An 11,986-nucleotide genomic window follows, 5' to 3' on the forward strand; every position below is an offset into this window, starting at 1 on the left:
AATCGTTCTTTAAAAATTTGGGTATGTGATAGAAAGATAGACTGGATAGCACTTTCACTGGTGTTGTTCAGGCTAAGGTAAAATTTGTGAGTTTAATCGCGAATTTTCGGCGAATGTCGTCTTCACAGTATAACCAGATTGCTTGGGGTTATATGGTCAAGTGAAGAAGCGCATACGGTGGATGCCTTGGCAGTCAGAGGCGATGAAAGACGTGGTAGCCTGCGAAAAGCTTCGGGGAGTCGGCAAACAGACTTTGATCCGGAGATGTCTGAATGGGGGAACCCAGCCATCATAAGATGGTTATCTTGTACTGAATACATAGGTGCAAGAGGCGAACCAGGGGAACTGAAACATCTAAGTACCCTGAGGAAAAGAAATCAACCGAGATTCCCTTAGTAGTGGCGAGCGAACGGGGACTAGCCCTTAAGTGGCTTTGAGATTAGCGGAACGCTCTGGAAAGTGCGGCCATAGTGGGTGATAGCCCTGTACGCGAAAATCTCTTAGTCATGAAATCGAGTAGGACGGAGCACGAGAAACTTTGTCTGAATATGGGGGGACCATCCTCCAAGGCTAAATACTACTGACTGACCGATAGTGAACTAGTACCGTGAGGGAAAGGCGAAAAGAACCCCGGAGAGGGGAGTGAAATAGATCCTGAAACCGTATGCGTACAAGCAGTGGGAGCAGACTTTGTTCTGTGACTGCGTACCTTTTGTATAATGGGTCAGCGACTTATATTCAGTGGCGAGCTTAACCGAATAGGGGAGGCGTAGCGAAAGCGAGTCTTAATAGGGCGTTTAGTCGCTGGGTATAGACCCGAAACCGGGCGATCTATCCATGGGCAGGTTGAAGGTTAGGTAACACTGACTGGAGGACCGAACCGACTACCGTTGAAAAGTTAGCGGATGACCTGTGGATCGGAGTGAAAGGCTAATCAAGCTCGGAGATAGCTGGTTCTCCTCGAAAGCTATTTAGGTAGCGCCTCATGTATCACTGTAGGGGGTAGAGCACTGTTTCGGCTAGGGGGTCATCCCGACTTACCAAACCGATGCAAACTCCGAATACCTACAAGTGCCGAGCATGGGAGACACACGGCGGGTGCTAACGTCCGTCGTGAAAAGGGAAACAACCCAGACCGTCAGCTAAGGTCCCAAAGTTATGGTTAAGTGGGAAACGATGTGGGAAGGCTTAGACAGCTAGGAGGTTGGCTTAGAAGCAGCCACCCTTTAAAGAAAGCGTAATAGCTCACTAGTCGAGTCGGCCTGCGCGGAAGATGTAACGGGGCTCAAACCATACACCGAAGCTACGGGTATCACGTAAGTGATGCGGTAGAGGAGCGTTCTGTAAGCCTGTGAAGGTGAGTTGAGAAGCTTGCTGGAGGTATCAGAAGTGCGAATGCTGACATGAGTAACGACAATGGGTGTGAAAAACACCCACGCCGAAAGACCAAGGTTTCCTGCGCAACGTTAATCGACGCAGGGTTAGTCGGTCCCTAAGGCGAGGCTGAAAAGCGTAGTCGATGGAAAACAGGTTAATATTCCTGTACTTCTAGTTATTGCGATGGAGGGACGGAGAAGGCTAGGCCAGCTTGGCGTTGGTTGTCCAAGTTTAAGGTGGTAGGCTGGAATCTTAGGTAAATCCGGGGTTCTAAGGCCGAGAGCTGATGACGAGTTACCTTTCAGGTGACGAAGTGGTTGATGCCATGCTTCCAAGAAAAGCTTCTAAGCTTCAGATAACTAGGAACCGTACCCCAAACCGACACAGGTGGTTGGGTAGAGAATACCAAGGCGCTTGAGAGAACTCGGGTGAAGGAACTAGGCAAAATGGCACCGTAACTTCGGGAGAAGGTGCGCCGGTGAGGGTGAAGGACTTGCTCCGTAAGCCCATGCCGGTCGAAGATACCAGGCCGCTGCGACTGTTTATTAAAAACACAGCACTCTGCAAACACGAAAGTGGACGTATAGGGTGTGACGCCTGCCCGGTGCCGGAAGGTTAATTGATGGGGTTAGCTAACGCGAAGCTCTTGATCGAAGCCCCGGTAAACGGCGGCCGTAACTATAACGGTCCTAAGGTAGCGAAATTCCTTGTCGGGTAAGTTCCGACCTGCACGAATGGCGTAACGATGGCGGCGCTGTCTCCACCCGAGACTCAGTGAAATTGAAATCGCTGTGAAGATGCAGTGTATCCGCGGCTAGACGGAAAGACCCCGTGAACCTTTACTATAGCTTTGCACTGGACTTTGAATTTGCTTGTGTAGGATAGGTGGGAGGCTTTGAAGCGTGGACGCCAGTTCGCGTGGAGCCATCCTTGAAATACCACCCTGGCAACTTTGAGGTTCTAACTCAGGTCCGTTATCCGGATCGAGGACAGTGTATGGTGGGTAGTTTGACTGGGGCGGTCTCCTCCTAAAGAGTAACGGAGGAGTACGAAGGTGCGCTCAGACCGGTCGGAAATCGGTCGTAGAGTATAAAGGCAAAAGCGCGCTTGACTGCGAGACAGACACGTCGAGCAGGTACGAAAGTAGGTCTTAGTGATCCGGTGGTTCTGTATGGAAGGGCCATCGCTCAACGGATAAAAGGTACTCCGGGGATAACAGGCTGATACCGCCCAAGAGTTCATATCGACGGCGGTGTTTGGCACCTCGATGTCGGCTCATCACATCCTGGGGCTGAAGCCGGTCCCAAGGGTATGGCTGTTCGCCATTTAAAGTGGTACGCGAGCTGGGTTTAGAACGTCGTGAGACAGTTCGGTCCCTATCTGCCGTGGACGTTTGAGATTTGAGAGGGGCTGCTCCTAGTACGAGAGGACCGGAGTGGACGAACCTCTGGTGTTCCGGTTGTCACGCCAGTGGCATTGCCGGGTAGCTATGTTCGGAAAAGATAACCGCTGAAAGCATCTAAGCGGGAAACTTGCCTCAAGATGAGATCTCACTGGAACCTTGAGTTCCCTGAAGGGCCGTCGAAGACTACGACGTTGATAGGTTGGGTGTGTAAGCGCTGTGAGGCGTTGAGCTAACCAATACTAATTGCCCGTGAGGCTTGACCATATAACACCCAAGCAATTTGCGCTTAACAGCCAGATTGCGGTGTGTGAAGACGAAACGAACCGAAAGTTCGAGAAAACACACAAACTATCGCATACCCAATTTGCTGAAGCGTCGAAAGACGAGTCGGCACACCGAATTTCTTGACGACCATAGAGCATTGGAACCACCTGATCCCATCCCGAACTCAGCAGTGAAACGATGCATCGCCGATGGTAGTGTGGGGTTTCCCCATGTGAGAGTAGGTCATCGTCAAGATTAAATTCCGAAACCCCAATTGCGAAAGCAATTGGGGTTTTGTTTTTGTAGAAGTTCCCGATTTTGCTGGCACGTTCGGCTATTGAGCCAACGGTCCGGCCACCGAATTTCTTGACGACCATAGAGCATTGGAACCACCTGATCCCATCCCGAACTCAGCAGTGAAACGATGCATCGCCGATGGTAGTGTGGGGTTTCCCCATGTGAGAGTAGGTCATCGTCAAGATTGAATTCCGAAACCCCTGTCTGCTGACGCAGACAGGGGTTTTGTTTTTGTACGTCTGAAAGCCTTGAGGCTTACATCCGAGCGAGGTCTCCAGGTCACCTAGCAGGTGAGCTGAATCCCCCTCCAGCCCCCAACCTATGCTCCACAGCATCAGAACAGAGCGAAGCACCTCCGCTCTATCCCTCACCTCACCTCACCGCTGACGCATCTTGCTGCTTCTGCGGGCCAGCCATTTACGCCACCAGATGTAGATCCCGGTGACGGACAACACCGCAATCACCAACCCCAACACTGCAATAAGCACTTGCCCGGTAAAGCCGATGATCCGGCCACCATGGATCGGCAGTTGCAGCCGATAGAAACGTTCGCCCAAGGTGCCTTGCCCGGCGATCTCCTGCCCCAGCAGGCGCCCATCGGTGCCATGAAAGAACAACCACGACTTACCATGGGCCTCGGTATCGTGCTGACCGAAACCGGCGCCATAGAAGTTGTATTCGAAGCTGTAATACAGCTCGCCGATCGCTGCTGTCAGGCCCAGCCGTTTGCCTTCTTCCTGGGCGCGTTCATAAGCCTGCTGATAGGTGAGCCGGGTAATCCCCAACTGATCGCTGGGCATGCGCCCACGAGCTTCATAGACGCTCGGTTCGATCGGTGAGAGTAAGGAAACCACCGGCTTGAACACCTGGCTCGGCAGGTTCATCGCCACGCTGCTGATCGCTATCGGCAGCAGCAGTAACCACAGCCATAACCCGCCCGCCCGATGCAGATCCATGTTGAGACGATAAGCGTGCCCGCCCTTGATCTTCCAGGCGGTCGACCACTTCTTCCAGAACGGCCGGCCACGGGGCAGGGTGAGGAACAAAGCGATGAAGCAATCGACGACCCAGAAGATCGCCACCAGCCCCATCAACACCAGTCCCCAGTTACCCGGCAGCGTCAGGTTGTAGTGGAACTCGAGAATGAAGGGGATGAGATTCTCCCGCTGAAAACAGCAGGCACCCCAGAACCGCTTGCCGGTCTGCTCGCCACTGACCGGGTCCAGATAGAACACCTGGTTGGGGTCGTCGAAGGGTTTGCCCGTGGCCGGATCGTTACGGGGAACCGCCGCGAGCAGCGCGGTATGTCCGGGCTCGTTGGGGTACTCCATGTACCAGACCTGCAGGCGCGGATACTGCGTCTGCACCCGGTCGACCAGGCTTCCAGGCGGCAGTGCCTGACCCTCGGCGGGGGCCTCGTAGAACTCCGGGTTGAGCCACTCGTCCAGCTCGTGATGGAAGGCCAGCAGGCTGCCGGTCAGCCCCGCCAGCAGCAGAAACACCGCGGTGGCCAGGCCGATATAACGATGCAGTAGAACCAGAATTGCGCGCATGGAATTTTCCCGTAGAGACGACAAAGCCAGCGCGTGCGCTGGCTTCGGGGGAATGACAAATGATTAGAACTGGTAGCTGACCGTGGCCGCGACGTTTCGCTCCTCGCCCATGTAGCAGAAGCTCAGGCTGGCACAGGAGGCGATGTAGGATTCGTTGGTCAGGTTGTTGGCATTGAGCCGGACATCCACGCCCTTCAGGCCGACCTTGCCCAGGTCATAGCCGACGGAGGCATCGAACAGGGTGTAGGACGGCACCTTCATGGTGTTCTCCGCATCCGCCCAGCTGTAGCCCACGTACCGCACGCCACCACCCAGGCGCAGGCCGTCGAGCGAGCCGCTGTCGAACTTGTAGTCGGCCCAGAGCGAAGCCATGTGTCGCGGCGCCTGGGTCGGTGAGTTGCCCTTGTTCTCGATGATGTCGGTGGCCGTGCTCAAGGTGCTGATCATCGACTTCGAGTACTCGATATCGGTGAAGGTGTAGCTGCCGAGCAGCTTGAGGTTGTCGTTCAACTGCAGGTGCGCTTCCAGTTCCAGGCCCTGGGAGCGCACGGCGCCGACCGCGCGATAGAAATTTTCCTGAGGCAGCTTGGTGGCCAGGTTTTCCTGGTCGATGCGGAACAGCGACGCGGTGTACAGGTCATCCGTGCCCGGTGGCTGGTACTTCAGGCCCAGTTCCCATTGGGTGCCATCGGTGGGGGCCAGCGGGTTACCGGCGCTGTCCGCGTAAGAGTTGGGATTGAAGGATTCGGAATAGCTGATGTAAGGCGCCAACCCGTTATCGAACAGGTACAGCGCCCCGGCGCGGCCCGTCAGCTTGGTGCGTTTGTCATTGATCTCGGTGCCCACCGGGCGCGAGGCCTCGGCCAGGCGGTTCTCGTCCGAGGTTTCCACCCAGTCCTGGCGCAGGCCCAGGGAGAAGCGCCACTGGTCCATCTCGATCAGGTCTTGCAGGTAGACGCCGGTCTGCTCGAGGCGACGCAGATAGCTGACGGGGTCGTAGTAACTGATGGCCGAGTTGCCATAGACCGGATCGAACGCATTGATCGGCGCCACCGAGCCGCTGGTCCAGTCCACCACCGTCTTGCGCCGCTGGTAATCCGCGCCCATCAGCACCGTGTGCTTGGTCGCACCGGTGAGAAATTCGGCCTGCAGCATGTTGTCGACGATGAACGCATGCAGCTTCTCGTCGCCGCCGGTGTAGTAGCGGTTCAGCTCGTTGCTGGTCGGGGTGGTCCAGCCGTAGCCGTAGACCTGGTCCAGCTTCACCTTGGAGTCCAGGTAGCGGAAGTTCTGCCGCGCGGTGAAGACATCGTTGAAGCGATGTTCGAACTGATAACCGAACGACTGCTGATCGCGCTTGTAGCGATCGATGCCCGGTTCGCCTTCGAAGAAGTTCTCGGAAATCCGCCGGCCGTTGCGCGGGTGCAACGCGCCGTCGGCCGGCATGCCGCTGTGGTAGCCACCGTCCGGATCATGTTGCAGGTACGCCTGCAGGGTCAGCGAGGTGTCATCGGTGAAGTCGATGCTCAGGGTCGGTGCCAGGGCGTAGCGTTTTTCCTTGTTGTGGTCGAACTGGGTATCGGAGCGGTCCGCCAGCCCGGTCAGGCGATAGGCGATGCGCTTGTCGTCGTCCACCGGGCCGCTGAAGTCGAAGCCCATGCCGCGCTGGCCCTGGGTGCCGACCGTGGCCTGGATCTGATGGTAGGGCTCGAACAGCGGCTTCTTGCTGGTCAGCGCCACCAGGCCGCCCGGGGAGCTGCGGCCGTAAAGCACCGACGAAGGCCCCTTGAGGATGTCCACCCGCTCCAGGAAGTACGGGTCGACCTGCATGGTGCTGTAGGTGCCGCTGTCGCCCATGGACTTGAGGCCGTCGAGGTAGATGTTGTCCACCGAGCCGTCGTTGAAGCCGCGCATGGCCACGTAGTCGTACCTGTGGGTCGCGCCGTAGGGGTTGGTCAGCACGCCGGGGGTGTAGCGCATGGCCTGGGACACGGTTTGCGAACCCTGGTCGTCCATTTGTTCGCGGGTCACCACCGACACGCTTTGCGAGGTTTCCAGCAACGCGGTACTGGTCTTGGTGGCGATCTGGCTGTGGGTGGCGTTGTAGCCTTCCATGCTGCCCAAGGCATTGCCCAGGGCGAAACCCTTGATGTCGGTGGTCGGCAACGCCAGGGCGCCGGTCTCGGGCAATGCTCGCAGCACATAGCTGCTGCCGTCCTGGCTCAGCGCTTCCAGGCCGGAGCCGTTGAGCAGTTGGCCCAGGGCCTGGTCGGTGGAGTACTCGCCCTTCAGGCCGGCGGACTGGCGCCCCTGGAGCTGCGCCGGGGTCATCGACAGGGTGATGCCGGCCTCGCGTGCGAAGCGGTTGAGTACTTCGCTCAGGGCGCCGCCGGGGATGTTGTAGCTGTGGCTGAGGCTGGCCGCGCCCGTCTCGGCCGCCTGTGCCAGGCAAGGCAAGGCGGCGACGCCCAGCGCCGAGGAAAGCAGGGCCACGCGCACGGCATGGCGCAGGCCGAGGGTGGGCCGTGCAGAAGAGGAGTGGTGGAAGTGCACAATCATGGAAGGGTTCCGTTGAGTCGCTGAAGGCAGATGGAAGTGCTTACTGTCTAAGCCGGACTCACGGGAAAAAGCCGCCAAAAAAATTTCAACGGGTTGAAGCGCCTCAGGCCAGACGTTCCAGGGTGACCCACCAGCGGGTGCGATAACGCAGGCGCACGGGCAGGGTTTGTGGGAGGATCGCCAGCAGTTTGTCGGTGTCCTCCAGGCGGAACACGCCGGACAGGCGCAGGTCGCCGATCTCGTCGGCACAGCCCAGGTAACCGTGGCGATAACGCCCGACCTCGTGGATGAAGTCCGCCAGCCGCATGTTGCGGGTGACAATCAGGCCATCGGCCCAGGCGCCCACGTCCATGTCCAGTGGCGGCACCGGCACCGCCCGGGACGCACTGACCCGATAGCTTTGCCCGGCCTGTACCCGGGCCGAGGTGCCATCGGCGGTGTGCGGCGAATGAATCGCAACGCTGCCGGCGGTCACGCTCAGGCGCGTGCAGTCGCCTTCCATGCGCACCACGAAACTGGCGTCGAAGCTTTCGAACAGACCATGGCGGGTCCGTACCAGCAGCGGCCTGGAAGGGCTCGCCTGCGAGTCCGGGCCGCAGGTCAGCATGATTTCCCCACGGCTGAGCCGGATCAGCCGTTGCCGGGCATTGAAGTCCATGTCGGCGGCGCTGTCGGTGTTGAGCTCCAGGCGCGAGCCGTCCGGCAACTGGAAGCCGCGGCGTTCGCCGGTGGCGGTGGCAAAGTCGGCGTTCCATTGCTGCCAGGCCAGTTGCTCCTTGCCCAGCCACGCGGCGGAGCCCACCAGCATGACGCCGCCGAGCAGCTTCAGGGCCTGGCGTCGGCCGAGGCGCTGGGCGCTGTTTTCCAGGGTATCGAAGGCCACCTGGGCACCGGGCACGGCCCGCAGGTTGCTGTGCAGTTCCTGCTGCAGCGATTGCACCCGTTGCCAGGCCAGCTCGTGCTCGTGATGGGCCGCGCGCCAGGTATCGCATTGCTGCAGCAGCCGGGGGTTACCGGCATTGTTGCGCAGGCGCAGCATCCAGTTGATGGCCTGCTTGACCACCAGGTGCCTGGGGTCCACGGGCCGGCGCAGATTGATCGAGGGGTTATCCACAGCGCTCACGCCTCATAGCGCAGCAGGTAGCAGTGGAACAGCGCGTCGGCCACGTAACGCTCCACCGAACGCAGGGACAGCCCCATCTGTTCGGCGATCTGCTTGTGGGTCAGGCCTTCGCACTGGGCCAGCAGGAACGCCTTGCGCACTTTCGGCTTCAGGCCTTCGAGCATGCGCGCGATGCTTTCCAGCAGCTCCAGCACCAGGGCGCGGGCTTCCTCGCTGGGGGCTTGGGCTTGCGGCAGATGGGCGATGGTTTCCAGGTAGGCGCGTTCGATTTCCTCGCGGCGCCAGTGGTCGATCACCAGGCCGCGGGCGATGGTCCGCAGGAAGGCGCGCGGGGCCTTGAGTTCCAGGCGTTCGGTGCGCTGCAACAGGCGCACGAAGGTGTCCTGCGCCAGGTCGGCGGCATCGGCGGCGTTGTCCAGCCGGCTGCGTAACCATGTGTTGAGCCAGCCATGGTGATGGCTGTAAAGCGCCTGTACCGCGAACTCAGGTGATGACATGGATGCGACTGCCCGGGTGTCACAAATGATAATTAGTCGCATTGTCATCAAGGGTTTGGGATTTTGCAACAGCCGCAGGGCGACCGGCTACGGAAAAGTTCGATGCGACCGCTCTAGCCTGCCGTTCAGCGGTTTTTTGCAGATAACAGGTACATTTCTGACAAATCGCTAAGATTTATCCGTCTCGTGCCGACAGACAGTGAGACCCATGCGTGCACCAAAGTAGAGCGGTCGTAGAACGCCGCCTGCGTTGTTACATGGAAAGTTGCATCCCGTACGCATCCCCACTTTCGGCATAAGAAGTCCCATGACATGAATCTCAAGTTCAGCCATAAAATCCTTTTGGCCGCCTCCGGTGTAGTGGTTCTGGCATTCGCGTTGTTCACTTTGTACAACGACTATCTGCAGCGAAACACCATTCGCCAGAACCTCGAATCGTCCATCGAACAGGCGGGTGACCTCACTTCCAGCAGCGTCCAGAACTGGATGAGCGGACGCATCCTGGTGCTCGAGAACCTCTCGCAGAACGTCGCCCACCAGGGCGCCAACGCTGACTTCCCGGGGCTGGTGGACCAGCCGGCGTTCACCACGAACTTCCAGTTCACCTACGTGGGCCAGGTCAACGGTGTGTTTACCCAGCGGCCTGACGCGAAGATGCCGGACGGCTACGACCCGCGTCAGCGTCCCTGGTACAAGCAGGCCGTGGCGGCCGACAAGACCATGCTGACCCCGCCCTACATGGCGGCCGTTGGCGGGCTGGTGGTGACCATCGCCATGCCGGTGAAAAAGGACGGCCAGCTGCTGGGCGTGGTGGGGGGCGACCTGAGTCTGGAAACCCTGGTGAAGATCATCAACTCGGTGGACTTCGGCGGCCTGGGCCATGCCTTCCTGGTCAGCGCGGACGGGCAGGTGATCGTCAGCCCGGACAAGGACCAGGTGATGAAGAACCTCAAGGATGTCTACCCGGGCGCCAACGTGCATATCCAGAAAGGCACTCAGGAAGTGCTGCTCAACGGCCAGGAACGCATCCTGTCGTTCACCCCGGTGACCGGCCTGCCGAATGCCGAGTGGTACATCGGCCTGTCCATCGACCGTGACAAGGCGTTCGCCCCGCTGAGCAAGTTCCGCACCTCGGCGCTGCTGGCGATGTTCATCGCCGTGGCCGCGATTGCCGTGCTGCTGAGCCTGCTGATCCAGGTGCTGATGCGTCCGCTGACCACCATGGGCCGCGCGATGCAGGACATCGCCCAGGGCGAGGGCGACCTGACCCGCCGCCTGGTGGTGGAGAGCAAGGACGAATTCGGCGTACTGGGCGGCTCGTTCAACCAGTTCGTGGAACGTATCCATGCGTCGATTTCCGAAGTGTCCTCGGCCACCCGCCAGGTGCATGATCTGTCCCAGCGCGTGATGGCTTCGTCCAACGCGTCGATCATCGGTTCCGACGAGCAAAGCGCACGCACCAACAGCGTGGCCGCGGCGATCAACCAGCTGGGTGCCGCCACCCAGGAAATCGCCCGCAACGCCGCCGATGCCTCGCAGCACGCCAGCGGCGCCAGCGAGCAGGCCGACGATGGTCGCCAGGTGGTGGAACAAACCATCCTGGCCATGACCGAGCTGTCGCAGAAGATCAGCCTGTCCTGCACCCAGATCGAAACCCTGAACGCCAGCACCGACAACATCGGCCACATCCTCGATGTGATCAAAGGCATCTCCCAGCAGACCAACCTGCTGGCGCTCAACGCAGCCATCGAAGCGGCGCGCGCCGGTGAAGCCGGTCGCGGTTTCGCGGTGGTGGCCGACGAGGTCCGCAACCTGGCCCATCGCACCCAGGAATCGGCCGAGGAGATCCACAAGATGATCACCTCGCTGCAGATCGGCTCCCGCGAAGCGGTATCGACCATGAACGCCAGCCAGGCGTCCAGCGAAGAGAGCGTCGAAGTGGCCAACCAGGCCGGTGCGCGGCTGGTCAGCGTGACCCAGCGCATCACCGAGATCGACGGCATGAACCAGTCGGTGGCCGCCGCCACCGAAGAGCAGACCGCCGTGGTGGAAACCCTCAACGTCGACATCAGCCAGATCAACCTGCTGAACCAGCAGGGCGTGGCCAACCTCAACGAAACCCTGAAGGATTGCGATGCCCTGTCGCTGCAGGCCAACCGCCTGAAGCAACTGGTGGACAGCTTCAAGATCTGACCCGCACTGCCCTGAAAAACGCGATGAGGCCGGTATGGCTCATCGCGTTTTTTTTCCTGCTCCACCGGCCCAGCGGCACCCCTTGCCGTTCTTCGGACTGCCTCCCTCTCCACCGGCCTCCGAACCCCTGTAGCCGCTGCCGCAGGCTGCGAAAAGGCCGAAGGCCTTCCAGCGATCCCCAAATCTTGCGCCGCCTTCGGCGTCGATCGCAGCCTGTGGCAGCGGCTACAGGGGCATTTCCAGTGTTACTCGAACATCCTTTGCACATTGCCCATTGCCTCATCGGCAAACCCTTGCAGGAACCCCTGGAAGGCCGCCACCTCGGCACCGCCTTCGGCCGGGTCGGCGACGATGCGCCAGGTGGCGCGCGCCCGTTCGCCGGGCAGGGCTTCGACGCTCATGGCTGCCCACAGGTTGCCGATGCCCAGGGTGTCGTAGATCAGGCTCCAGGTCATGTACCGCGCCTGGTCGTCCCGTGAGTTGAGTTGCTCGATCACGATGTTGCCGTCGTGGAAGAACTTCTTGCGCACCGAGCGCACGCCTTCGCCGGTCATTTCGATGTGCGACAACGCGGGAATGAAGGCCGGGAAGCCGGCGAAGTTGCCGACGATGTTCCAGACGCTTCGGGCATCGGCGCCGATGTCCACGGTGGACAGGACCTGGCAGGCGTTCGGGTTCTTGATCAGGGTGTCGGGTTGCAGGTTTTTCATGGTGTTCT

At 59.5% G+C, this 11,986-nt stretch carries 6 protein-coding genes, 3 rRNA genes and 1 pseudogene; 5 read left to right on the forward strand and 5 right to left on the reverse strand.

From position 1 onward, the window contains the following. The first annotated feature begins 154 nt into the window (after positions 1–154). From PMI20_RS03960 to rrf (PMI20_RS03970), 3 genes are all read left to right on the forward strand, one after another. Positions 155–3,046 (forward strand): 23S ribosomal RNA (locus PMI20_RS03960). 139 nt (positions 3,047–3,185) lie between these two features. Then, positions 3,186–3,301: ribosomal RNA gene (gene rrf, locus PMI20_RS03965) — 5S ribosomal RNA — on the forward strand. A gap of 110 nt (positions 3,302–3,411) precedes the next feature. Further along, positions 3,412–3,527 (forward strand): 5S ribosomal RNA (rrf, locus tag PMI20_RS03970). Between the two features lie 193 nt (positions 3,528–3,720). Here the strand turns inward: rrf (PMI20_RS03970) and PMI20_RS03975 are convergent. The 4 genes from PMI20_RS03975 to PMI20_RS03990 form a co-directional block, all read right to left on the reverse strand. After that, positions 3,721–4,896, reverse strand: a complete 1,176-nt coding sequence (locus PMI20_RS03975) for a PepSY-associated TM helix domain-containing protein (protein WP_007927302.1) — start codon at positions 4,894–4,896, stop codon at positions 3,721–3,723. A 63-nt stretch (positions 4,897–4,959) separates the two neighbouring features. Beyond that, entirely contained in the window at positions 4,960–7,455 is a 2,496-nt protein-coding gene (locus PMI20_RS03980) for a TonB-dependent siderophore receptor (protein ID WP_007927304.1), read from the reverse strand. Between the two features lie 103 nt (positions 7,456–7,558). Further along, positions 7,559–8,569 carry a FecR domain-containing protein gene (locus PMI20_RS03985; RefSeq protein WP_007927305.1) on the reverse strand — a complete coding sequence of 337 codons (1,011 nt, stop codon included), beginning with the start codon at positions 8,567–8,569 and terminating at the stop codon, positions 7,559–7,561. Between the two features lie 5 nt (positions 8,570–8,574). Continuing rightward, a complete protein-coding gene (locus tag PMI20_RS03990) occupies positions 8,575–9,075 on the reverse strand; it encodes a sigma-70 family RNA polymerase sigma factor (RefSeq protein WP_007927307.1) in 501 nt (166 codons plus the stop codon). Between the two features lie 312 nt (positions 9,076–9,387). On the opposite strand from PMI20_RS03990, the pseudogene PMI20_RS30865 reads away from it, so the two are divergent. Then, positions 9,388–10,413, forward strand: a pseudogene (locus PMI20_RS30865) (HAMP domain-containing protein); the annotation flags it as partial. A gap of 69 nt (positions 10,414–10,482) precedes the next feature. Next, complete coding sequence (locus PMI20_RS30870; RefSeq protein WP_370686837.1) at positions 10,483–11,268, forward strand: methyl-accepting chemotaxis protein; 786 nt, start codon at positions 10,483–10,485, stop codon at positions 11,266–11,268. Between the two features lie 245 nt (positions 11,269–11,513). Here the strand turns inward: PMI20_RS30870 and PMI20_RS04000 are convergent, their stop codons facing one another. Continuing rightward, entirely contained in the window at positions 11,514–11,978 is a 465-nt protein-coding gene (locus tag PMI20_RS04000; RefSeq protein WP_007927311.1) for an SRPBCC family protein, read from the reverse strand. Positions 11,979–11,986 lie beyond the last annotated feature (8 nt).

Origin of the sequence: Pseudomonas sp. GM17, assembly GCF_000282175.2 — a bacterium.
In the GTDB taxonomy this organism is placed as follows: Bacteria; Pseudomonadota; Gammaproteobacteria; order Pseudomonadales; family Pseudomonadaceae; genus Aquipseudomonas; species Aquipseudomonas chlororaphis.

What these genes read in the sequence shown, in the direction of transcription:
- PMI20_RS03980 (WP_007927304.1), bottom strand. Translation starts at nt 7,455, where the DNA reads ATGATTGTGCACTTCCACCACTCCTCTTCTGCACGGCCCACCCTCGGC.
- PMI20_RS03990 (WP_007927307.1), bottom strand. Translation starts at nt 9,075, where the DNA reads ATGTCATCACCTGAGTTCGCGGTACAGGCGCTTTACAGCCATCACCAT.
- PMI20_RS30870 (WP_370686837.1), top strand. Translation starts at nt 10,483, where the DNA reads ATGGCTTCGTCCAACGCGTCGATCATCGGTTCCGACGAGCAAAGCGCA.
- PMI20_RS04000 (WP_007927311.1), bottom strand. Translation starts at nt 11,978, where the DNA reads ATGAAAAACCTGCAACCCGACACCCTGATCAAGAACCCGAACGCCTGC.
- PMI20_RS03975 (WP_007927302.1), bottom strand. Translation starts at nt 4,896, where the DNA reads ATGCGCGCAATTCTGGTTCTACTGCATCGTTATATCGGCCTGGCCACC.